The organism is Dongia sp. agr-C8 (assembly GCF_054658695.1).
The window spans coordinates 512,772-535,900 of record NZ_BAAGHZ010000004.1; the positions used below are offsets into that span (position 1 = coordinate 512,772).

Below are 23,129 nucleotides of genomic sequence, written 5' to 3' on the forward strand. Positions count from 1 at the left end.
GCAGCGCGGCAAGTGTGCTTAGAGAATGAGCATTCAAATCGGTCCTGTTTCCCTCAGCGACCCGGTCATCCTGGCGCCGATGTCCGGCGTCACGGATATGCCGTTCCGGCGGCTCGTGAAACGCGAGGGCGCCGGCCTGGTGGTCAGCGAGATGATCGCCAGCGAGGCCATGATCCGGCAGACCCGGCAGTCGATGAAGATGTCGACCAACTGCGCCGACGAGTTCCCGATGTCAGTCCAGCTGGCCGGCTGCGAGCCGCATGTGATGGCCGAGGCGGCCAAGCTCAACGAGGACCGTGGCGCCGCCATCATCGACATCAATTTCGGCTGCCCGGTGAAGAAGGTGGTGAACGGCGAGGCCGGCTCGGCGCTGATGCGCGACGAGGTCAAGGCCGCGAAGATCCTGGAAGCGACCGTGAAGGCGGTGAAGCTGCCGGTCACCCTGAAGATGCGCACCGGCTGGGACCACAGCAACCGCAATGCGCCGAGCCTGGCGAAGATCGCCGAGGATTGCGGCATCCAGATGCTGACCGTGCATGGCCGCACCCGCTGCCAGATGTACAACGGCTCCGCCGACTGGGCCTTCGTGCGCCAGGTGAAGGAGGCGGTGAAGCTGCCGGTCGTGGTGAACGGCGACATCGTCTCGCTCGAAGACGCCGCGAAGGCCAAGGCCGAATCCGGCGCGGACGGCGTGATGGTGGGGCGGGGCGCCTATGGCCGCCCTTGGTTCCTCAAGCAGGTGATGCAGTTCCTGAAGAACGGCGAGCGCCTGCCCGACCCGCCGCTGGCCAGGCAGCTCGCGATCCTGCTCGAGCATTATCGCGCGATCCTGGAGCATTACGGCGTGCAGCACGGCGTGAAGATCGCCCGCAAGCATGTCGCCTGGTACTCGAAGGGGCTCTACGGCTCCAACGAGTTCCGCACCAGGATCAACTTCATGGACGATCCCAAGGCCGTCGAAGCGGCGATCCTGGATTTCTACACCCCGCAGATCGAGCGAGCCGCCGCCTAGATGAACAACCTGACCGCCGCCGCACCGCGTTCTCTGCCGGACCCGAAGCCGGAGCGGCGCAGGGCGACGGATATGATGCCTTTCGTCTGGTCGATCCTGCTGGACGCCGTCCCGTTTGCCCTGGTCGTGCTCGACCCCACGGATCTCATCGTGACCGCGAATCACGCCGGCGAGCAGCTCCTGGGCGCCGGAAGAACCTTGCTCCAGGGCAAGCCGCTCAGAGACTACATCGCCGGCGACAGCCCGGTTTTCACCCTGATCGGCGAAGCCCGAAACGGCAGCATCGCCGTCGCCGAGCCGGATCTGGCACTCTCGGGCCCGAAGCTGCAGGCGGCGCATGTGGCGATCGACGCCGCGCCGATCGCCGAGCAGCCGGGCCATGTCGTGCTGGTGGTGAAGGACCGCAGCATCGAACGCCGCCTCAATCGCCAAAGCTTGAGCCGCGATGCCTCGCGCTCGGCCAAGGCGATGGCGGCGATGCTTGCCCACGAGGTGAAGAACCCGCTTTCCGGCATTCGCGGCGCGGCGCAGCTTCTGGAGAAGCGGGTCGAGACCGACGGCCGGATCCTGACCCAGCTGATCTGCGACGAGACCGACCGCATCGTCGGCCTGGTCAACCGCATGGAGATGCTGAGCGACGAGCGGCCGGCGCCGATGTCGCCGGTCAACATCCACGAGGTGCTGAACCACGTGCGCCGCCTGGCCATGGCGGGCTTTGCCCAGCATGTCGGCTTCCGCGAGGATTACGATCCCTCATTGCCGCCGGTCTGGGGCAATCGCGATCAGCTGATCCAGGTCTTCCTCAACCTGGTCAAGAACGCCGCCGAGGCCTGTCCGGAGCATGGCGGCAGCATCGTGCTGGCGACGCAATTCGTGCCCGGGTTGAGGCTCGGCGATCGTTTCACCGGGGCGCGGCCGCGCCTCGCTTTGACCGTGCGGATCCAGGACAACGGCGCCGGTATTCCTTCGCATATCCGCGACGGGCTGTTCGATCCCTTCGTCACCGGCCGGGTGGGCGGGAAGGGGCTCGGCCTGGCGCTTGCTGCCAAGATCATCGCCGAGCATGACGGCGTCATCGAGTTCGAAAGCCAGCCGCGCCGCACCGTGTTCTCGATCTCGCTGCCGCTCGCCCATGTCGAGCCGGTCCCCGCGCCGGAAGCCGCGGCAACCCCTGCCGCAAGGAGCTGAGCCGATGGCTGCTACCATCCTCGTCGCCGACGACGATCGCGCCATCCGGGTCGTGCTCTCCCAGGCTCTCGGACAGCTCGGTCATAACGTGCGGGCCGCATCCGACGCCTCCACGCTCTGGCAGTGGGTGCGCGAGGGCGAGGGCGACGTCGTCATCACCGATGTGGTTATGCCGGACGAAAATGCCCTCGATCTCATTCCGCGCATCCGCGAGCGCCGGCCGGACCTGCCGATCATCGTGATGAGCGCACAGAACACCCTGGTGACCGCGATTCGCGCCACCGAGCGGGGCGCCTTCGAATACCTGCCGAAACCCTTCGATCTCACCAATCTGGTCGGCGCGGTCGAACGGGCGCTGGCCGAGACCAAGGAACCCGCGCGCGCCGAGCCCGAGGCGCCGGGTGTCGAACATCACGTCGGCGGGCCGGACTCCCTGCCGCTGATCGGGCGCTCACCGGCGATGCAGGAGATCTACCGGGTGATCGCCCGGCTGGTGAACACCGACATGACGGTGCTGATCCACGGTGAATCCGGCACCGGCAAGGAACTGGTCGCGCGCGCGCTGCACGATTTCGGCCGCCGCCGCGACAAGCCCTTCGTCGCCGTCAACATGGCCGCCATCCCGCGCGAACTGATCGAGAGCGAGCTGTTCGGCCACGAAAAGGGCGCCTTCACCGGGGCGGTCAATCGCGGCATCGGCCGCTTCGAGCAGGCGGCCGGCGGCACCTTGTTCCTGGACGAAATCGGCGACATGCCGCTCGAGGCCCAGACCCGCCTGCTGCGCGTGCTGCAATCCGGCGAGTTCTCGCCGGTCGGCGGCCGCCAGGCGATCCGCGCCGATGTGCGGATCGTCGCCGCGACCCATCGCGACCTGCGATTGATGATCCAGCAGGGCGCGTTCCGCGAGGATCTTTTCTACCGCCTGAACGTGGTCCCGATCCGCCTGCCACCCCTGCGCCAGCGGCCGGAAGACATCGCCGACCTCTCGCGCCATTTCCTCAACCTCGCCCAGCGCGACGGGCTGATGCCGAAGACGCTCGATCCTTCGGCGATCGAGCGGCTCAAAGCCTATTCCTGGCCGGGCAATGTCCGCGAGCTCGAGAACCTGATGCGCCGCATGGCAGTGCTCTACAGCGAATCCGTCATCGACCGGCGGATCGTCAACGCCGCCTTGGCGGAACAGGAGCCCTCGCCCGCAGCGCGCAGCAACGGCGGCGAGGAGACGCTTTCGCAATCGGTCGAGCGGCATCTCGACGGCTATTTCAAGGCGCATCCGCACGGCCTCCCGGCCAGCGGCCTCTACGACCGGATCCTGCGCGAGATAGAGCGGCCCTTGCTGGCGCTCTCGCTGCAGGCGACCCGCGGCAACCAGATCCGCGCCGCGGAGCTGCTCGGCCTGAATCGCAACACCTTGCGCAAGAAGCTCCGCGAGCTCGACCTGCAGCCGAGCCGGGGCGCGAAGTGATGGAGACCACAAGGTGAGCTCCGTCGCCGCCGGCACGGACAATCCGCCGCCAGGCAAGCGCCGCGGCGCCTGGAGCTTCGTCCGCAGCATCTTCGAGCGGATCGCCGCCACCAGCCTGGAGCGGCGCCTGGCGGCGCTCTTGATGGCGGTCGGCGCGACCTGCAGCGTCGCGACGGTATACGTCCTGTTCCGCGGCGGCTGGACCTCGCGCGAAGAGGCGAACCGGGTCATCACCTATCTGCTGACCACCGACATCGTGATCACCCTGGCCCTGGCCGGCATCGTGATCCGCCGCTTGGTTTTGCTCTGGCTCAGCCGGCGGCGCGGCCAGACCGGATCGAAGCTCCATGCCCGCCTGGTGATTCTGTTCGCCCTGATCGCCGTTATCCCGACCGCGGTGGTTTCGATCTTCTCCACAACCTTCCTCAATCATGGCCTCGATGCCTGGTTCAGCCAGCGCCTGCAGGACGCGGTCGAGGGATCGGCCCAAGTCACGCAGGCTTACGAGCAGGAGCAGGGGCGGCAGATCGCCACCGCCGTCACGGAGATTTTCCAGGCGCTGCGTGATTCCGGCATCACCGGCCCGGACGACCAGCCCCGGCTCGGCGAGTTCCTCGCCTATCAACGCTGGACCCGGAACCTCACCGATGTCGCGCTGATCACCCGGTTCGGCCAGGTTCTCGCCGACGGGCGCGGGGTGATGTCGACGCCGCACCAGATCACTTTCGGCGCGACGGTCTTCGACGATGCCGATCTCGGCAAGCTGATGGTCACGAGGAACGAGAACGGTTTCGTCGGCTTGTTGTCGGTCGGCCCGGGCACAGGCCTCTATCTCTATGTGCAGCGTGCCTTTGACCCAAAGATCGGAAACGCGATCGAAAAGACCCGGGTCGCGGTCGATCTCTATCGCACTATCGAGGATGCCCGGACCAGCCTGCAGATCACCGTCGGCCTGATCTTTGCGGTCCTTGCCTTGCTGGTGCTGACCGCGGCGATCTGGGTGGCGATCGTCTATGCCACGCAGATGGTCAAGCCGATTTCCCGGCTGGCCTCCGCAGCCGAGCAGATCGGCGGCGGCGATCTCAGCGCCCGGGTGAAGATCGGCATGGCCGAGGACGATCTTTCCGCGCTCAGCCGCACCTTCAACGTCATGGCGATCCAGTTGCAGAGCCAGCAGCACGCTTTGATCGCCGCCAACCGGCAGTCCGACGAGCGGCGCCGCTTCACCGAGCTGGTCCTGTCCGGCGTCTCCGCCGGCGTGATCGGCCTCGCCGATGACGGCACGATCGACTTGCCGAACCGCTCCGCCTCCGAACTGCTCGGCGTCAACCTGCAGGACTTGATCGGCCAGCCCCTGGCCGTGGTCTCGCCGGACATGGCGGAGATCGTCGAGAAGGCGCGCAGCCGCAACTCCGGGACCGCGGACGGGCAGATCCTGTTCAGCCACGGCAGCATCAACCGCACCCTCCACGTCCGGGTCGTCTCCGAGGCAGAGGAGGAGGGGCGCACCAAACTCGTCGTCACCTTCGACGATGTGTCCGAGCTGCTTTCGGCGCAGCGCAAGGCGGCTTGGTCCGACATCGCGCGGCGCATCGCGCATGAGATCAAGAACCCGCTGACACCCATCCAGCTTTCCGCCGAGCGGCTGAAGCGCAAGTATCTCCGCCAGATCACCGACGATCCGGACACCTTCACCGCCTGTACCGATACCATCGTGCGGCAGGTCGGCGACATCGGCCGCATGGTGGACGAGTTCTCGGCGTTCGCGCGCATGCCGGCGCCGGCCCTGCGGCCGGAAGACGCCGCCGAGCTGGCCAAGCAGGCCGCCTTCCTGCAGCAGCACGCGCATCCGGGGATTCACTACCTCCTGGATATTCCGGACGCGCCGATCGAGCTGGTCTGCGACGCCTCGCAGTTCAACCGCGCGATCACCAACCTGATGAAGAACGCCGCGGAGTCTATCAACGACCGGCTCGAGGAGCAGGCGGCGCGCGGCGATACCGACTTGACGCCGGGCGAGATCCATCTATGGATGAAGCCGACCGACGATCGTCTCCTGATCGGCATCGACGACAACGGCCGCGGCCTGCCCGAGCACAACCGCGACCGACTCACCGAACCCTACGTCACCACCCGCAGCAAGGGCACCGGCCTCGGCCTGGCGATCGTGAAGAAGATTCTGGAGGATCACGGCGGCACATTGTCGCTGAGCGACCGGGACGGCGGCGGCGCCGCGGTCCTGGTGACGTTTCCGTTGGACGCAACCGCATTGAATGTCGCAGACTCCGGCAAGGCGCACGCCGCCGCCGGATCGGCATAGAGTAAGTAGACGGGCATGGCGCAGGACATCCTGATCGTCGATGATGAGGCCGACATTCGGCATCTGATCGCCGGTATTCTGCAGGACGAAGGCTATCAGACCCGGGAGGCCGCCGAGAGCGACGCCGCCCTGGCCCAGCTGCGCCATCGCCGCCCGCATCTGCTCATCCTCGACATCTGGCTGCAGAACAGCGCGCTCGACGGCATGGGCCTGCTGGAGATCCTGAAACGCGACTATCCGGAATTGCCGGTCATCATGATCAGCGGCCACGGCAATATCGAGACCGCGGTCAATGCCATCAAGAACGGCGCCTATGACTTCATCGAGAAGCCGTTCAAGGCCGACCGACTCTTGGTCATCATCGAGCGCGCCCTCGAAGCCGCGCGGCTGCGGCGCGAGAACGATGAGCTGCGCGCGCGCTCCGGCACCGAGACCGAGCTGATCGGCGTCTCGCCGGTCGTGACGCAATTGCGGCAGGCGATCGAGCGCGTGGCGCCGACGGGTAGCCGCGTCCTGCTCTCCGGCCCGGCCGGCAGCGGCAAGGAAGTCGCGGCGCGGATGCTGCATCGCCGGTCCAAACGGGCGAGCGGCCCCTTCGTGGTCGTGAACTGCGCGACCATGCATCCCGACCGGCTGGAGATCGAGCTGTTCGGCGTCGAACGCACTGCGGAAAACGCGGATGCACCGGGCAAGATCGGATTCCTCGAGCAGGCCCATGGCGGGACCCTGCTGCTGGACGAAGTCGCCGACATGCCGCTGGAAACGCAAGGCAAGATCGTGCGGGCGCTTCAGGAGCAGACCTTCGAGCGGGTCGGCGGCAAGACCCGGGTCGAGGTCGATGTCCGTGTGATCGCCTCGACCTCCAAGGACCTCCAGGCTGAAATGTCCGCCGGACGGTTCCGGCAGGACCTGTTCTATCGCCTGAACGTCGTACCGATGCGGCTGCCGGCGCTGCGCGAGCGCCGCGACGATATCGTGCCGCTGCTGGAATATTTCATGCGCCGCGCCGCCGACCAGACCGGTCTTCCGGTGCGGCACCTCGGCGACGACGCGCTCGCCATCCTGCAGGCCTATGACTGGCCGGGCAACGTCCGGCAGCTCCGCAACGTGATCGACTGGCTGCTGATCATGCCGCCGGGCAGCCCGGACGACCCGATCCGCGGCGACATGCTGCCGCCGGATATCGGCGCGGTCTCGCTCTCGCCGGTCGCCATGAACGACGGCAGCGAGGTCATGTCGCTGCCGCTCCGGGAAGCGCGCGAGATCTTCGAGCGCCGCTACCTCGAATCCCAGGTGACCCGCTTCGGCGGCAACATCTCGCGCACCGCCAACTTCATCGGCATGGAGCGCTCGGCGCTGCACCGCAAGCTGCGCTCGCTCGGCATCACCACCTCCGACAAGGGTGAGCGGCCCGAGGGCTAGTTCCCGAAGGCTGACGCCCGCTTCTTTCAGGATCGTTCCCCACCATGTCCAGGATCGCCTACGTCAACGGCAAGTATCAGCCGCACCGCACCGCCGCCGTTCATATCGAGGATCGCGGCTACCAATTCGCCGACGGCGTCTATGAAGTGGTGCCGGTCCAGAAGGGCAAGCTGATCGACGAGGACCTGCATCTCGACCGCTTGGAATTCTCCCTGGGCGAGCTGGAGATCGCGCCGCCCATGGATCGGCGGGCGCTCAAGTTGGTGCTGCGCGAGGTCTTGCGCCGCAACGGCATCGCGCGCGGCATCCTTTATATGCAGGTGACCCGCGGCGTCGCGCCGCGCAACCACGCCTTCCCGGTGATGGCGCGCCCCGCGCTGGTGATCACCTGCAAGCGGCTGAAACCCGTGCCGGCGAAATACCTGGAGGAAGGCGTGGGCGTCATCACCTTGCCGGATCTCCGCTGGAAGCGCTGCGACATCAAGACCATCGGGCTGCTCGCCAACGTGCTCGGCAAGCAGCGCGCGTCGGAGGAGGGCGCCTATGAGGCCTGGCAGATCGATCCCGACGGCAATGTCACCGAAGGCACCTCGACGAATGCCTGGATCGTGACCAAGGACCGCAAGATCGTGACCCGCCCGCTCGGCCACGAGATTCTGCCCGGCGTCACGCGGCGCGCCTTGCTGGCACTGCTGGAAGCTACCGACTTCACCTTGGAGGAGCGCAGCTTCAGCCTGGACGAGGCGCTGGCGGCTTCCGAAGCCTTCCTCACCAGCAGCAGCGTGTTCCTGCTGCCGATCACCCGCATCGACGGGAAGAAGGTCGGCAACGGCAAGCCCGGCGACCTCTCAAAGAAGCTCCGCCAGCTCTATCTCGACCATGCCGAGCGCCAGGCCAGCGCCGCATGACCGGGCCGGCGCGGCCCGCCGCGATCCTGTTCGACTGGGACAACACCCTGGTCGATAGCTGGGCGGTGATTCATGCCGCGCTCAACGAATGCTTCACGACGATGGAGCGGCCGCTCTGGACCCGGGAGGAGACCGAGGCGAGGGTGCGCGGCTCCCTGCGCGATACCTTCCCGGAGATGTTCGGCGCCCGCTGGCAGGATGCCGAGCGGGCCTTCTACGACGCCTTCGGGCGCATCCATCTGACGCAGCTGACGCCGCTGCCGGGCGCCGCCGAGCTCCTGCGCGAATTGAGCGATGCCGGCGTCTATCTCGGCGTGGTCAGCAACAAGCGCGGGCAGTTCCTGCGCCTGGAGGCCGAGCATCTCGGCTGGCAGCACCACTTCAGGCGCCTCGCCGGCGCCGGCGACAGCGCCCGCGACAAGCCGCACCGGGACCATATCGATCATGCCCTCGGCCTCGGCACCGCCAGTCCGGGCCCGCTCGCCGGGCACGACGTCTGGTTCGTCGGCGATGCGGATGTGGACATGCTTTGCGCCAAGAATGCCGGCTGCCAGGCCGTGCTGGTCCGGCCCACGGCGCCCGCCGCGGGCGAGTTCGCGGCGGCAGCGCCTGATCTCTATTTCCCGGATCTGCGCGATCTCGGCGCGCATTGGCGCCGCCTGTAGGAAAGCTTACGCAACCTCCCAGTTGCTGTGATCGCCATCACAGGCGTTGCCTGAACGCCGGTCGTCGCCAGGGCGACAGGTCTGATGTTCCCACAGCCTGTGCGGAACGCCGCCAATGGTGAAGCGCCCTGGGCGGCTCTGAACCATCTGCGGACGGAGACAACATGACCAAATCCAAAAAGCAGGAAAGCGTGGAGAAGGCAAAGAAGCCGGCCGCGCAGACCGGCTCGGAGCTTTCCGAGGCGGACCTCCATCAGGCTTCGGGGGGCGCGCTCAACGCCTATAAGTCGGGAATCACGGACGGAACCCATAGCGCCGGCGGTGGCGGCGGCGCCGGTATCGTCGGCCATATCTGGGTCGACAAGACCAAAGCGGCCGGAGACGGCAGCGTCTAAGAGAGCGTCGATCGGTCTCCTGGTACATTCCGCAATCGGCAACCGGGCCGTCGCCTCGCAAGGGGCGGCGGCCATCGTTGTTTTGACCTGCCTCAAGCCAGGGCCGGATGTGCTCCGGAACATCGGGATTGGCGCGGTGTTGATCCGTGGGGAGCCGCAGTCAGGTGGGTGACGGCGCTGGAATAGTCCTCATTTGCCAAGCATTTGCAGCATATCCACCTTCCGATCCGGGCAGTTTGCACTGGTCGGGAATTATGTTACTCGTCATTCCGGCGGTTGACCCCTGATCGCCATCGCTGGGTTGTTCGGCCCCAGAACCGGCAACCCCAAGAACAATGGACGGAGACAATAATGGCCAACGAGAAATCCCAAAGCGTCCAAGACGTCTTTCTGAACAACATCCGCAAGAACAAGATGCCGGTCACCATCTTCCTGGTGAACGGCGTGAAGCTCCAAGGCATCGTCACCTGGTTCGACAATTTCTCCGTGCTGCTCCGGCGCGACGCCCATTCGCAGCTGGTCTACAAGCACGCGATCTCGACCATCATGCCGGCGGGTCCGCTGCAGCTGTTCGAAGGTGCCAAGGAGGCGGAGGAGGCTTGACGCCTCCCCGTCCCACTTCCCCCCGCGCCTGGGGACTGCAGCAATGACCGGCGCACCTGATCCCGGTAAATCCGTGGCCGACAACCGGCCGATGGTGGACGGCGACGGCGTGCGCCATCACGACCGCGCGCTGGTGCTGCATCCCAGCTTCAAGACCGGCCCGCGCGCGGTCTATTCCGGCGGCCGCTCGCCCGAGAGCCGGCTGGAAGAGGCGGCGGGGCTCGCCCGGGCGATTGACCTCAACGTCGTCGCGGCGGAGATCGTGCGCATCACCGAGCCGAAGCCGGCGACCCTGATCGGCTCCGGCGGCGTCGACCGGCTGGCCGCGCTGATCGCCGAGCAGGAGATCGCCGTCGTCGTCATGGATGGCGCGATCACGCCGATCCAGCAGCGCAATCTCGAACGCGCCTGGAAATGCAAGGTGATCGACCGCACCGGTCTCATCCTCGAGATCTTCGGCGAGCGCGCGCGAACCCGGGAAGGCCAGCTCCAGGTCGAGCTCGCGGCTCTGACCTATCAGCGCAGCCGCCTGGTCCGGTCCTGGACCCATCTCGAGCGCCAGCGCGGCGGCTTCGGTTTCCTCGGCGGTCCGGGCGAAAGCCAGCTCGAGATCGACCGCCGGCTGATCGACGAGCGCATTATCCGCAACAAGCGCGACCTCGAGGATGTGAAGCGCACCCGCGGCCTGCACCGGAAGGCGCGACGGCGCGTTCCTTATCCCGTCGTGGCGCTGGTCGGCTACACCAATGCCGGCAAGTCGACGCTGTTCAACCGGCTGTCCGGATCGGGCGTGCTCGCCGCGGACCTGCTGTTCGCGACGCTCGATCCCACCATGCGCCGGATCACCCTGCCTGACGGGCGGGAGATCATCCTCTCCGACACCGTCGGCTTCATCTCCGACCTGCCGACCGAGCTGGTCGCGGCCTTCCGCGCGACCTTGGAAGAGGTCTTGGAAGCCGACCTGCTGCTCCATGTCCGCGACGCCTCGCATCCCGAGACCGAGGGCCAGAAGGCCGATGTCGAGGCCGTGCTGCAAAGCCTCGGCGTCGGCGGCATCGAAGGCGAGCGCATGATCGAGGTCCTGAACAAGATCGATCGGATCGAGCCCGAGGCACGCGAGGCCCTGCTCGAGCAGGCCAAGCGGCATCACCCGGTGGTCGCCATCTCCGCGATCAGCGGCGAGGGCTGCGAGCGGCTGATCGCCATGATCGAATCCAAGCTGCGCCATACACAATTCACGCTGACCTACCGGCTGCCGCATGAACAGGGCGCCCCCGGGGCCTGGCTCTACGAGCATGGCGAAGTGCAGGAACGGCGCGATGAATCCGACTATTATGAACTGACCGTGCGCCTCACGCCGGAGGACAGTGAGCGTTTCGAACGCCGCTTCGGCATGGCGCCGGTACAGGATGCCAACGAGGAGACGAGGCGAGACCATGGTTGAAATCGCGGTTCCGACGCGCGCGGAGATCGTCGCCTTGCTGCAGGCGGTGCTGGACGGCAACACCAGCCGCACGGCGGCGGCCGAATGGGCAAGCGAGGTGCAGGACGAAATCGAGGAGCTCGACACCGACGCCGTCGATCCTGACATGTGGCATCTGCTGCGGCTGGCGGCGAGCCTCGACGTCAAGTCCGGAGAGAAATTCCTCCACGACGAAGCGACCATCCGCGACTGGATCGAGGGCCGGGGATGAGCGTGGTGCCCGTGACCAAGGTTCCCGAACCGGCCGAAGTTGCCAAGCTGTTGCGCGAGATCGCAAGGGTCGAAGTACTGCCGCGCTTCCGGCAATTGCAGAAGCATGAGATCCGCGAGAAGAGCCCCGGCGATTTCGTGACCGTCGCCGACGAGGCGATGGAGGCGGCATTGGCGCCGAAGCTGGCCGAGCTGCTGCCGGGATCGCTGCTGGTCGGCGAGGAGGATACCGCGCGCGATCCATCGGTCATGCAACGCTTGGCCTCGAACCAGCCGGTCTGGGTCATCGATCCGGTGGACGGGACAGCGAATTTTGCCGAGGGCAAGGAAGAATTCTGCACCATGATGGCGCTGATCGAGCGCGACCAGGTGCTGGGCGGTTGGATCTATGATCCGGTCACCGACACGACCAGCTATGCGGTCAAAGGCAGCGGGGCCTGGAGCGGCGGCAAGCGCCTCGCGCCGCCGCCCGCGACCGATCGTTATCGCGGCATCCTGGCGGTCGGCGCCAAGGGCGATCGCGCGACTGCGCAGCGGGTGATGCAGCGCCGCGACCGCGTGCAGCAGGTGAAGAGCGTGCGCTGCGCCGGCCTCGAATACCTGCGCCTGGCGCGCGGCGAGGTCGACTTCCTGATGTTCAGCGGCGTGATGCCCTGGGATCATGCGCCGGGCGGCGCGGTGATCGAGGAGCTCGGCGGCTATATCAGCTATTTCAACAGCGACGGCTATCGCCCGAGCCAGGCGGAAGGCGCCACCGGCATCCTGGCCGCGCGCGATCGCGCGACCTGGGACGAGGTGCACCGCCGCATGCTCGCCGCGGAATAGGCCAAGCATTCAAAGAGCGAGGGGATGATGAAGGTTGCGTTTCTCGGCCTGGGCGTCATGGGCTTCCCGATGGCGGGGCATCTGAAGAAGGCCGGTCATGATGTGACGGTTTATAACCGCACCGGCGCCAAGTCGGCCAAGTGGGTCGAGACCCACAAGGGCGGCTCCGCCGCGACCCCGCGCGAGGCCGCCAAGGGCGCCGAGATCGTCTTCGCCTGCGTCGGCAACGATGACGATCTCAGGAGCGTGGTGCTCGGCAGCGACGGTGCCTTCGCCGGCATGGCGAAGGGCGCGCTCTTCGTCGACCACACCACGGCTTCGGCGGAGGTGGCGCGCGAACTGGCGGCAGCCGGCGCCAAGCTCGGCATCGGCTTCGTCGATGCGCCGGTCTCAGGCGGCCAAGCCGGCGCCGAGAACGGCAAGCTCGGCGTGATGTGCGGCGGCGAGCAGAAGGATTTTGACCGCGCCAAGCCGGTGATCGATTCCTATGCCAAGGCCTGCGTGCTGCTGGGGCCGGCCGGCAGCGGCCAGCTCACCAAGATGGTGAACCAGATCTGCATCGCCGGCCTGGTCCAGGGCCTGGCGGAAGCCATGAACTTCGCGGTGAAGGCCGGGCTCGACACGACGAAAGTGGTTGAGGTGATCTCCAAGGGTGCGGCGCAGTCCTGGCAGATGGAGAACCGCGCCCATACCATGGTCCAAGGCAAGTTCGACTTCGGCTTCGCGGTTGACTGGATGCGCAAGGACCTCGGAATCTGCCTCGCGGAAGCGCATCGCAACGGCGCGCGGCTGCCGGTGACCGCCCTGGTCGACCAGTTCTATGCCCAGGTCCAGCAGCGCGGGGGCAACCGCTGGGACACCTCGAGCCTGATGGACCTGGTGGCGCGGCCCTAAGCCGAACGTTTCTCCTCCGCCCATTTCCGCTCCAGCCTTGCCATGTGGTGGCGGAGCAGGGTGCCGATGCGCATCTCGCCATAGGGCCGGCGGTAGATGCGCTGCGGGTAATGCACGTCGGGATAGGAGTTGCCCTCGAGCAGCAGCGGGCCTGAGGGCGTGATCGCGATGTCCCAGCCGACCAGGATCCGGTCGCGCGTGACCCGATGGGCGCGTTCCGCCAGGGCCGCAACGGCTGGCCAGCAGGGCACGACGCGGCCCTTGACGGCGACGCCGGTGACCGGATGGCGGTCATGCCAGTTCCAGAGGCTTTCCGGCTGGTCGCCGGTCATGGCGGACAGGCGCCCATCCTCGAGGTCGATGGACGAAGCATATTCGGTAATCGGCTTCTTCACCGGCCAGTCGGGCTCGAGCTTGGTCAGCACCCGGAGGTAGGCGAGGACCAGCTCCGGCTGCTGCCGCTCGTCGAGGCAGGTCACGGCCCGGATGGTGATCAAGGAACGACCGGCCAGGCCTTCCAGCTCCGGATGATTGTGGAGCCGTGGCAGGACCATCACGTTTCCGACGTCGAAGCGGCGGATCAGATCGCTGACGATCTGGCCCAGGGTGAGATGCCGGCCGTCCTCCGCCTCGTAGCGGAAGGCGGAGATCCGGCGATAGAGCTGCACGCCGCGGGCGCCGCGACCCACCCGGGGCTTGGCAAAGAGGTCCTGGTCGAGATCGAGCAGATTGCCGCTCTGCCAGACGACGCGGCCGTCCTCGATCAGCATCAGCGGCGCCGCATGGGGCAGGCTGGTGCGCGCGCACCAGGCGAGGAACTGGAGCTTGTCGCCGAGATTGATCCGGCGCTCGGCCGCCGGCGGCTGCAGCCGGTGCAGGTGGCGGAGCAGCTTGCCCTTCACCTCGCGCCGCAGGAAATACTGGTCGACCGCGTCGAGCGCGCCCGGCTTGTAAAGCTCTTCGAAATAGTAGATCGACGGATCGATGCCCTTGCCGAAGGCGAGGCGCAATTGGTCGGCGAACTGGCGCCGGATCGAAATGCCGGTCTGCGCGCGGACTTGCGGCGCGAGGCGCGGGGCATACCAGGCGATGCGAAGGGCGTCGAGGAGGCGGATCCGGAGCACGCGCCGCAACCGGTCCGGCCAAGGCAGCCGGCGCAAGGCGCGCGCTTCCAGCCGGCGCGCCAGCAGGCCGAGCGGCACATCGGCAAATTGAGTGTCTATCGGTGACGACATCGGCGCCGGCGTGGCGGCGGGATGCGAAGGCAGAGCCAGAGTGTTCATTCCACTTCCAGGACCGAGGCGCGGCGCCCGGCCGGGAATGGCCGCGGCGGTGTCAGCGCGATGCGGTCTTGGCCTCCTCGGCCTTCACGCGCCGCCACAATGCCTCGAGCTGCTCCAGGGATGTTGGCATTGCGACCTGACCCCCTCCTGTCTCCGTTGGGCCTGACTCGCCTTCACCGGCCAGAGCTTCCATCCGCTTGAAGCGGCGCTCGAACTTCTGGTTGGCGCGGCGGAGCGCGCCCTCCGGATCGACGCCCAGGTGCCGCGCCAGATTGGCGCAGGCGAAGAGCAGATCGCCGAGTTCCTCGTCGAGCCGTTCGGGTTTTCGATCGTCCCCCAACTCCGCTTTCAGCTCGGCGATCTCCTCCTCGACCTTGTCGATGACGGGCGCTGCTTCCGGCCAATCGAAGCCGATCCGCGCCGCGCGCTTTTGCAGCTTCTCCGCCCGCGTGAGGGCAGGGAGCCCGGCCGCGACGCCGTCCAGCACGCTGACCGCGCGGCCCGCAGCCGCGGCTTCCGCCGCCCGTTCCTTGGCCTTCTGCACTTCCCAAGCGACGGTCTGCGCCGCGGCGGTCTCGATGCTGGCCGAGCCGAACACATGCGGATGCCGCGCGATCATCTTGTCGTTGATCGCCGTGAGCACGTCCTCCATCCGGAAGTGTCCGGCCTCGGACGCCATTTGCGCATAGAACACGACCTGGAACAGCAGATCGCCGAGCTCGCCCGGCAGCGCCTTCATGTCGTCGCGCTCGATCGCGTCGGCGACTTCGTACGCCTCCTCGATCGTATGCGGCACGATGGTGCGAAAGCTCTGCTCCAGGTCCCAGGGGCAGCCGTCCTTGGGATCGCGCAGCCGCGCCATGATCGCAAGCAGCCGATCCAAGGCCAGGGCGGCGGTGCTCGGCGTCGCGGGTTCGAGGGGATTGTTCATCGGCGGACTCACTGCGAGGGAATGCTCGCCGGTGAGAATGCCCGCCGGAAGGGTGCGGCTACAAGAGGCCGATCAGCTGGAATCCGCGTCGAGGTCGGCGAAGCCCTGGCGCAGCGCTTCCAGCATGGCGGGCATCGAATAGGGCTTGCCGATCCAGCCGAGCGGCTCGGCCGGAGCCGCGCGGCGGCGCACCTCCAGGTCGTGATGGGCGGTCGCGAAGATGCAGCGGAGCCCGAGCTTGCGGAACAGCTCCAGGGCCGCCTCGACCCCGTCCATCTTGCCGGCGAGGCGGATGTCCATCAGCACCAGGCCGGGCCGTACGGCGGTCGCCATCGCGATCGCCTCCTCGCCTGAGGCCGCGGTGCCGGCCGATACAAAGCCGGCTTCGGTCAACGCCGCCTCGATCTGCATGGCGACCAGGAAATCGTCTTCCACCACCAGGACCGGCGCCTGGGTGGTTGCGGGCCTTGCGGCACTCGACCTTTCATCAGGCGCGAAGCGCGGCGCCGGGTTGGGCGGCATCATCGGCGCGACATGCGCGCTTCCCAGCCACATCGATCGGGTTCGTTGCGACACCATGCACCCTATGAGAAATGAATGATGCAGCGCGCGGGGTCGCGCGCCGTCTCGAAGCGTCCGCGGAGCTGGCGCGCGAGACCTTGCACCAGCTGCAACCCGGAGGAACGGCGCACCACTGCTTCCAGATCGAAGCCCGGGCCCTCGTCCTCGACCGTGAGCACGTATCCTTCGCCCTCGCGCTCCAGCCGCACCACGATCCTGCCCGGGCGGCTTTTCATGCCATGCTTGACCGCATTGGTAAGCAGTTCGTTGAGGATGAGCGCCAACGGCATGGCCGAGTCATTCGGCATCCTTCCCACATCCGACCGGCATTCGATCAGGATATCCGCGGGGAAGGCATGCTGCGACGTCTTGCAGACCGCGTTCAGGAATTCCTGGCCGTCGAAGTTCGTCGCGTCGGTGGTGCCGTAGAGCACACGCTGGGCCGCCGCCATCGCCGCCAGGCGGTCGCTGGCCTCGCCCAGGACCAGCTTCGCCTCCACGTTCTGCGTGTTCCGCGCCGCGCTCGCCAGCAGCGACTGCAGCATCTGCATGTTGTTCTTGACGCGGTGATTGAGCTCGTTCAGCAGGATTCGCTGCTGGGTCTCGGCCTGCTTCCTTTCGCTGATATCGACCAGCATGTTGATGGCGCCGGTGATCCGCCCTTTCGCGTCCTTGAGCGGCGTGGGGTAGGGGATGAACGGCACCCGCGTGCCGTCCGGCCGCTCGGCGACCGCTTCGGCATCGCGGATGGCCCGGCCTTCCTTGAGCGCGATTGCCATCGGACACTGATCGTGCGGCAGCGGTGTCCCGTCGGGCCAATAGAGCTTCCAGGTGACGCACCATTCGTCGCTGCCGATGACCGGCACGCGGCCGGCCAGCTCGACGGCTTTCTCGTTGAAGTAGGTAACTCGGCCCTCGGCATCGGTGGTGTAGATCGCAGCCGGGATTGCCGCCAGCAGGTCCTTGAGCTGCTGCTCGTTGTCGCGCAGGCGGGCCTCGGCTTCCTTCCGCTCGGTGATGTCGCGGGCGATCTTGGAGGCGCCCATGATCCGGCCCCATTCGTCGCGGATCGGCGAGATGGTGAGCGAGATGTCGATCGGATGCCCGTCCTTGTGCCGGCGGATGGTTTCGAAGTGATCGACCCGCTCGCCGGCCCGGATCCGCGCCAGGATCTTCGGCTCCTCGTCCTGCCGGTCCTCCGGGATCAGCACATTGACCGGGCGGCCGATGATCTCCTCCGGCTTGTAACCGAAGATCCGCTCGGCGCCGCCATTCCAGGTCTGGATGATGCCTTCCAGGCTCTTGCTGATGATCGCGTCATCGGATGATTCGACGATGGCCGCCAGGCGCTGGGCGGCGCGCTCCGCCTGCATCCGTTCCAGCCCGAAGCCGAGCTGGCGGGCGAGGGCGATCGCGACATCGACCTCGGCCTCGGAGAAGCGGTGCGGCGCATCGTAATAGGCCATGAATTTGCCGAGCAGCCGCCGGTTCCGCAGCAGCGGGATGAAGGCACAAGCGCCGATGCCCTCGGCCTGGATGCTTCGTTTCAGCGCATCGGGCAGTTCGGCCTGCGCGACATCGTCGATCAACACCGGCCGGGGTTGGTCTTCCTGCGGCGACCAGGGGGAGTGGCCTTCGACCGCGTGGCGGTAAACCTGAGACAGCCCGCGCGCGGCGGCAAAGCGCATAGTCCCGGCGCTGTCGGCCAGCAGGATCGCGGCGCGGTCGCAGCGCAGGGCCCGCAATATGGCGTCGAGCGCCGCCTCATGCACCTGTTCCGGCGCGCGCGCATGCTGCATCGCTTCGGTGAAGGCGAAGAGGGCGCTCTGCTCTTCCATCCGCCGGGCCAACGCTTCTTCCGCCCGCTTGCGCGCGGATATGTCGAGCTGCACCCGGACGGCGTAAAGAAAGCGCCCGACCGGGTCGAGCACGCTGGACGAACTGATCGAAGCCCAGAAAATGCTGCCATCCTTGCGCTTGAGCCGTTTTTCCAGACTGTAGCGATCGATCTCTCCCCCCACCTGGCGGCGGAGCAGGTTGCGGTCGGCCTCCACATCCTCGGGAAAGGTCGTGTCGAACAGCGATACGCCGATGAGCTCCTCGGGGCTGAAGCCGGTCAGTTCGCAAAGATGGGCGTTCACCCGCAGGAAGCGCCCGTCGGCATCGATTTCCGCGATCCCGACGCCGGCATGGTCCATGGTCGAGGACAGGCGCTGGCTCTTCTGGACCAGGGCGGGTTCGCCGAACTCGGGGCAGGGCAGGTGACGGGTTGGATGTTCCGCCCCAGGCTGCGCCCCGGCTTCCGGCAGCCTGGCGATCCCTTCGACACTCATGGCGCATCCCCGTGCATAAACGCTGCGCCACAGCGAACAATCAGGATAGGTTCGGCCATCAAGGCCTTTCAGGCGCAACAACTGGCTACAGCTCAACCTCCGGGCGCCTGCAAGGTTCCGCACGGCCAGACGCGGACCCCGGGCAGCCGACAGGCAAGTCGCCACCGGTTATTGCGTGGTGTAAGTCATGGATTCAGTGTTAGTTTGACTATCAGTCATTCGCATAATGTATATTATGGAAAATCATGGATGCTGCATTCCGCCCTTGCTACCGCGCGACTTCGTTGGGCACCGGGACTGCTTTCGGTGCCGCGGCTCGCTGCGCGGGTCGGTCTTCTTCCGGCAGCGCGGCTTCGGCGATCCAAGCGTCGAACAAGGTATAGCCGACCGCCAGCACGGTCGGGCCCAGGAACAGGCCGATCAGACCGAAGGCCACCAGGCCGCCGATGACCCCCACGAGGATCAGCAGCAGCGGCAGGTCCACGCCTTTGCGGATCAGAATCGGGCGCAGGAGGTTGTCCATGAGCATGCACGGGATCGTCAGGGCCAGCAGGATGGTGCCGGTCAGGGTCTCGCCGCTCCAATAGAGCCAGCCGACCGTGGGCAGCAGCACCAGGGCCGGCCCGAGCTGGGCCACGCAGAGCATCAGGATGAGCGCGCTCAGGATCGAGGCATAAGGCACCCCGGTCACCACCAGGGCCAGGGCGCTGCAGGCCGCCTGGATGAAGGCCGTCACCACGACGCCCAGGGCCACGCCGCGGATCGCCTTGCCGCTGAGGATAATGGCATGCCGCCCGCGCTCGCCGGCAAGGCGCGCGCCGAAGCGCAAGGCATAGGCCGCGGCGGCTTCGCCGCGCGCAAACAGCACCGCCGAGACCGCGACGGTCAGCAGGAACTGCACCAGCAGGCCGCCGAAACTGCCGACCGCGCCGATGAACCACTGGGTCGCCATCAAGACATAGGGCCGGATCTTCACCATGAGATCCTGGGCGCCATTGTCGACAGCGCCCTGCCAGACGGCGTGCCACCGGGGACCGACCAGCGGCAGACCGGCCAGCCAGTCCGGCGGTTGCGGGATCTGGATATCGGAAGCCGATCCGGCGATGCGGACGATCTGGCCGGTGTTCTCGACGATGGTGTCGATCGCGAGCCAGATCGGCACCACCAGCACCAGCAGCAAGGCCAGCGTCATCACGGTGACCGCCCGCCCCCGGCTCCCCAGGCGCGCCTGGAGCCGCAGCAGCACCGGCCAGGTTGCGATCACCAGCGTGGCGCCCCAGGCGATGGCCGGCAGGAAGGGCTGCAGGATCCACAGGCAGAGCGCCAGCAATCCCACGATGAAGACGATCCCCAGCGTGCGTTGCGCCAGGTCGTGGCGCACGGGTTCGGCCTGCATGAGTCACAGCCTCGGCGTCGTGTCAGCGGCAAACGCTAACGCGCCGGGCCCGGGGGCGGATATTGGCCTTTAGGGACTTGGAATCCGGCTAGTTGCGGGTTTCCATCATCTCTTCGGCGGTGGTGACCGCGGTCTCGAGGCGCTGGTCCCAGTTCTTCAGGTTGCGCTCGGCATCCTTGAAGTAGGCGGTGCGCTTGATCCCCCAGGTCAGCAGATTGCCGATCAGCCGGCCCGGCAGATGCATCGGGCGGTCGAAGTCGAAGATCAGCACCACGCGCTCTTCGTCGGTGTCGTTCCAGACCTCATGGGGGAAGAAGTCGTCGAACACCACGCATTTGCCGGGTTCCCAGACCACGATGTCCTCACCGACCTGCATGCGGCAGCGCTCGCGCTCCTGCGGGATGATGAGGCCGAGATGCGAGCGCAGCACGGTCTTGGTGACGCCGCGGTGCCGGGCGATGTGATAATGCGGCGAGAGGATCGAGAACCAAGCCGATTGCAGGTTTGGAATCTGTTTCAACAGCCGCGCGGTCTCCGGGCAGCGCGCGCAGTTGCGCTGGCTCGGCACGCCGAAGCCGTAGAGGATGAAGACCTTCCAGCGGTCCTGGTGCGAGATCTTCTTCTGGTCGGGCGAGATCTGGTGGAAGGCCGGCAATTGATTGCGGTCCTTCAGCAGCTCGGCGAGCTCGGCGCGGATCGTGGTCCAGTTCGCCTCGACCGGCGCCAGGAACGGATAGAGCTTGGGGTCGTGCACCGGCCGGTCGGGCACCCTGCCCTGGCGCCCGATGAAGTTCGCGACGCCCAGGATGAAGCGCCGCCCCGTCCGCTTGACGAAGCGGCGGCGGGTCTTCCGCGCCCGCCAAAGCAGCGTCTTCTTCTTGCCGTCACGCGTGTAAGCGACCAAGCCCTTGTACCCCGCTGGCCCAGGACAGGACAGTCCATCCCGTCCGGATTTCTCAAATATGGCCGACACTTGGCAATGTCCAGGCCACCACCGTCAAGCTGATCTTAGGCCCCGGTCCTACCGGTCGCCGCATAGCCAGGCCAGGGACTGGGCCCAAAGCCGCGCATAGCCCTTCCAAGCCACAAATTCGGGCGGAAGCCAATGCGGCCCGATGTCCGAGGTCCACGCCAGGCTGCGGCCCTTGCCGAACCGGCCGGCGACCAGCAGCGGCCTGCCGCCATATTCGGCCGAGACCGTGGCCAGCACCTCGGCCTCCGGCTTGGCGGTGACCTCGTTGAAACCCAGCAGCTGCGGCCAGCGTCCGGTGAAGCCTTCGAGGATCGGATGGCCCTTCTTGCGGATCGCCGGGGTGAAGCCCTCCGGCACCTCGACGCGGTCGTCATAGGGGTGGATCTCGACCGGCAGGATCTCCTCGACCGGCGTGCCGTGATAGCGCGCGGCGCCGTTGATGCCTTGGAAGCTCAGATAGCCGCCCACCATCATCAGGCCACCACCGGCCTCGACATAGGATTTCAGCAGCTTCAGCCGGTTCGGGGTGCGCTTGCTGCGGAGCCAAGTGTCCGGGTGCAACAGCAAGGTGTTGGCGCCGATATCCGAGAGCATGACCGCGTCATAGGCCGAGAGCGCCTCGAGCGTCTGCGGAAAGGCTTCCTGCGCCTCATGCGCCGGCATGTAGCGCAGGTTGAACGCACTGCCCTTCAGCGCCGTGACCAGCGGTTCGGCGCCGAGATGGAATGTCACCGAGGAGAACTGGTCGAAACCCTTGTAATGGGTCGCAGCACTCGCCCAGGATTCGCCGGCGAGCAGGATCTTGCGGGATTTGGCCATGAAGGACGGACTCCGAAGGAAGAACCGTCAGCTTCGTAGCATCAAACGGGCGCGAGCGGCAGATGCGGTTCCGGCGGCAACTCTACGGTGATGGAATCGCCGGGCACGACCTCCCCGCCCTCCAGCACCACCGACATGACGCCGGCCTTGCGCACCAGCCGGCCCTCGGCATCGCGGTCCAGCACCGCGGCGGTGAGGCCCTGCTGGAAGCCGTCGAGCTGGGTGCAGGGATTGCGCAAGCCGGTGACGCGGATGACGGCGGTCCGGCCGATCCTGAGGACGCTGCCGGTAGGCAGGCCGAGCAGGTCGATGCCCCGGGTGGTGATGTTCTCGCCGATATCGCCCGGATGGACCCTGAAGCCGGCGGCATTCAACTCCTCATGCAGCTCGGCATGGACGAGGTGCACCTGGCGGAGATTGGGCTGGGTCGGATCGACCCTGACCCGCGAGCGGTGCTTCACCGTCGCGCCGCTATGCGCATCGCCTTCGACGCCCTGCCCTGCGATCAGGCGAATGCTCATCTCGGTCGGCTTGCTGAAGCTGTGGCTCTTGCTGCGGCTGACCGCAACGACGCTGCCTTTCATATCTCCACGCTCAAGCCGTCATAGCCCGGCTCGACCCCCGGTGGGCATTTCGCCTTCACCGCGTCGTAGTCGGTCTGGTGGTTGAGATGGGTCAGGATCGCGTGCTTCGGTTTCAGGCGCTCGATCCATTGGATCGCCTTGTCGAAATGCGCATGGGTCATGTGCGGCTCGAAGCGCAGGCAATCCACGATCCAGAGATCGAGGCCCTCGAGAACCGCGAAGGCCTCTTCCGGCAGGTCGACCGCGTCGGTCGAATAGGCCATCGAGCCGACACGATAGCCCAGGGTCTTCGAGCCGAAGCCGTGGTCCTGGTCGAATGGGGTGACGGTCAGCCCGCAGAGCTCGAACGGTCCGGAGACCGGCTTCGCCTCCAGGAACGGCTTGTAGAGATGGCCCGAGCCGTCGGTGTTCTGGGTGAAGATATAGGCGAAGCGCTCGGTCAGCGTGCGCAAGGTTTCCGCCGCGCCATAGGCTGGGATGCGCTGGCTCTTGTCGTAGGAGCGCATGAAGCGCACGTCGTCGATGCCCTGGGTATGGTCGGCGTGGTCGTGGGTGTAGAGGATCGCATCGAGCTTGCCGACGCCGGCGTCCAGCATCTGCGCCCGGAAATCCGGCGAGGTGTCGAGCACGATGTTGGCGCCCTCATGCTGCACCAGGACCGAAACCCGCCGCCGCCGGTTCCTCGGGTTCTCCGGATTGCAAGAGCCCCAGTTGTTGCCGATCAGCGGCACGCCGCCGGAGCCGCCGCAGCCGAGCACGGTGACTTTCATATTCCTACCTCGTCACCCCCGGGCTTGACCGGGAGTCTGTCTCGGCGTCGGCGCCAGATGCCCGGGTCAAGCCCGGGCATGACGATGAA

General features: G+C 66.7%; 22 protein-coding genes. 13 read left to right on the forward strand and 9 right to left on the reverse strand.

All coding sequences use genetic code 11. The annotated features are described in order from the left end of the window. The first annotated feature begins 25 nt into the window (after nt 1-25). The 13 genes from dusB (at nt 26) to ACYQ4T_RS22765 (ending at nt 13,390) form a co-directional block, all read left to right on the forward strand. Entirely contained in the window at nt 26-1,012 is a 987-nt protein-coding gene (gene dusB, locus ACYQ4T_RS22705) for a tRNA dihydrouridine synthase DusB (RefSeq protein ID WP_459858878.1), read from the forward strand. Next, on the forward strand, nt 1,013-2,200 hold the full coding sequence (locus ACYQ4T_RS22710; RefSeq protein WP_459858879.1) for a two-component system sensor histidine kinase NtrB: 1,188 nt from the start codon (nt 1,013-1,015) through the stop codon (nt 2,198-2,200). Nucleotides 2,201-2,204: 4 nt separating this feature from the next. Next, nucleotides 2,205-3,665 carry a nitrogen regulation protein NR(I) gene (gene ntrC, locus ACYQ4T_RS22715; RefSeq protein ID WP_459858880.1) on the forward strand — a complete coding sequence of 487 codons (1,461 nt, stop codon included), beginning with the start codon at nt 2,205-2,207 and terminating at the stop codon, nt 3,663-3,665. 13 nt (nt 3,666-3,678) lie between these two features. Beyond that, a complete protein-coding gene (locus ACYQ4T_RS22720; protein ID WP_459858881.1) occupies nt 3,679-5,985 on the forward strand; it encodes a sensor histidine kinase NtrY-like in 2,307 nt (768 codons plus the stop codon). 15 nt (nt 5,986-6,000) lie between these two features. After that, on the forward strand, nt 6,001-7,407 hold the full coding sequence (gene ntrX / locus ACYQ4T_RS22725) for a nitrogen assimilation response regulator NtrX (protein ID WP_459858882.1): 1,407 nt from the start codon (nt 6,001-6,003) through the stop codon (nt 7,405-7,407). A 44-nt stretch (nt 7,408-7,451) separates the two neighbouring features. Beyond that, on the forward strand, nt 7,452-8,315 hold the full coding sequence (locus ACYQ4T_RS22730; RefSeq protein WP_459858883.1) for a D-amino-acid transaminase: 864 nt from the start codon (nt 7,452-7,454) through the stop codon (nt 8,313-8,315). Next, nucleotides 8,312-8,980 (forward strand): HAD family hydrolase, encoded by a 669-nt coding sequence (locus ACYQ4T_RS22735; protein ID WP_459858884.1) that lies wholly within the window; start codon nt 8,312-8,314, stop codon nt 8,978-8,980. Before ACYQ4T_RS22730 ends, ACYQ4T_RS22735 begins: the two co-directional genes overlap by 4 nt. Nucleotides 8,981-9,144: 164 nt before the next feature. Further along, the gene (locus tag ACYQ4T_RS22740) at nt 9,145-9,375 is read left to right on the forward strand and encodes a hypothetical protein (protein ID WP_459858885.1); all 231 of its coding nucleotides are present in this window, start codon (nt 9,145-9,147) and stop codon (nt 9,373-9,375) included. Between the two features lie 351 nt (nt 9,376-9,726). Continuing rightward, on the forward strand, nt 9,727-9,978 hold the full coding sequence (hfq, locus tag ACYQ4T_RS22745) for an RNA chaperone Hfq (RefSeq protein WP_028097099.1): 252 nt from the start codon (nt 9,727-9,729) through the stop codon (nt 9,976-9,978). Nucleotides 9,979-10,069: 91 nt separating this feature from the next. Beyond that, nucleotides 10,070-11,422 (forward strand): GTPase HflX, encoded by a 1,353-nt coding sequence (gene hflX, locus ACYQ4T_RS22750; RefSeq protein WP_459859207.1) that lies wholly within the window; start codon nt 10,070-10,072, stop codon nt 11,420-11,422. After that, nucleotides 11,415-11,672, forward strand: coding sequence for a hypothetical protein (locus tag ACYQ4T_RS22755; protein WP_459858886.1), 258 nt, complete (start codon nt 11,415-11,417; stop codon nt 11,670-11,672). Before hflX ends, ACYQ4T_RS22755 begins: the two co-directional genes overlap by 8 nt. Continuing rightward, complete coding sequence (locus ACYQ4T_RS22760; RefSeq protein WP_459858887.1) at nt 11,669-12,496, forward strand: inositol monophosphatase family protein; 828 nt, start codon at nt 11,669-11,671, stop codon at nt 12,494-12,496. Before ACYQ4T_RS22755 ends, ACYQ4T_RS22760 begins: the two co-directional genes overlap by 4 nt. Before the next feature lie 24 nt (nt 12,497-12,520). Continuing rightward, a complete protein-coding gene (locus ACYQ4T_RS22765) occupies nt 12,521-13,390 on the forward strand; it encodes an NAD(P)-dependent oxidoreductase (protein WP_459858888.1) in 870 nt (289 codons plus the stop codon). Here the strand turns inward: ACYQ4T_RS22765 and ACYQ4T_RS22770 are convergent. The 9 genes from ACYQ4T_RS22770 to ACYQ4T_RS22810 form a co-directional block, all read right to left on the reverse strand. Continuing rightward, nucleotides 13,387-14,673, reverse strand: coding sequence for a sugar-transfer associated ATP-grasp domain-containing protein (locus tag ACYQ4T_RS22770; RefSeq protein ID WP_459858889.1), 1,287 nt, complete (start codon nt 14,671-14,673; stop codon nt 13,387-13,389). The two genes, ACYQ4T_RS22765 and ACYQ4T_RS22770, sit on opposite strands and share 4 nt — an antisense overlap. A gap of 52 nt (nt 14,674-14,725) precedes the next feature. Then, entirely contained in the window at nt 14,726-15,604 is an 879-nt protein-coding gene (gene mazG / locus ACYQ4T_RS22775) for a nucleoside triphosphate pyrophosphohydrolase (RefSeq protein WP_459858890.1), read from the reverse strand. A gap of 72 nt (nt 15,605-15,676) precedes the next feature. Next, complete coding sequence (locus tag ACYQ4T_RS22780; RefSeq protein ID WP_459858891.1) at nt 15,677-16,159, reverse strand: response regulator; 483 nt, start codon at nt 16,157-16,159, stop codon at nt 15,677-15,679. Between the two features lie 29 nt (nt 16,160-16,188). Next, nucleotides 16,189-18,498: a PAS domain S-box protein gene (locus ACYQ4T_RS22785; RefSeq protein WP_459858892.1), complete on the reverse strand. Its 2,310-nt coding sequence runs from the start codon at nt 18,496-18,498 to the stop codon at nt 16,189-16,191. Nucleotides 18,499-18,766: 268 nt separating this feature from the next. After that, entirely contained in the window at nt 18,767-19,894 is a 1,128-nt protein-coding gene (gene ydiK, locus ACYQ4T_RS22790) for an AI-2E family transporter YdiK (RefSeq protein WP_459858893.1), read from the reverse strand. An 88-nt stretch (nt 19,895-19,982) separates the two neighbouring features. Beyond that, entirely contained in the window at nt 19,983-20,798 is an 816-nt protein-coding gene (locus ACYQ4T_RS22795; protein ID WP_459858894.1) for an aspartyl/asparaginyl beta-hydroxylase domain-containing protein, read from the reverse strand. A gap of 117 nt (nt 20,799-20,915) precedes the next feature. After that, nucleotides 20,916-21,686 carry a glutamine amidotransferase gene (locus tag ACYQ4T_RS22800; protein WP_459858895.1) on the reverse strand — a complete coding sequence of 257 codons (771 nt, stop codon included), beginning with the start codon at nt 21,684-21,686 and terminating at the stop codon, nt 20,916-20,918. Nucleotides 21,687-21,727: 41 nt separating this feature from the next. Continuing rightward, nucleotides 21,728-22,270: an MOSC domain-containing protein gene (locus tag ACYQ4T_RS22805; protein ID WP_459858896.1), complete on the reverse strand. Its 543-nt coding sequence runs from the start codon at nt 22,268-22,270 to the stop codon at nt 21,728-21,730. Beyond that, the gene (locus tag ACYQ4T_RS22810; RefSeq protein ID WP_459858897.1) at nt 22,267-23,040 is read right to left on the reverse strand and encodes an MBL fold metallo-hydrolase; all 774 of its coding nucleotides are present in this window, start codon (nt 23,038-23,040) and stop codon (nt 22,267-22,269) included. The genes ACYQ4T_RS22805 and ACYQ4T_RS22810 overlap by 4 nt, the downstream gene beginning before the upstream one ends. Nucleotides 23,041-23,129 lie beyond the last annotated feature (89 nt).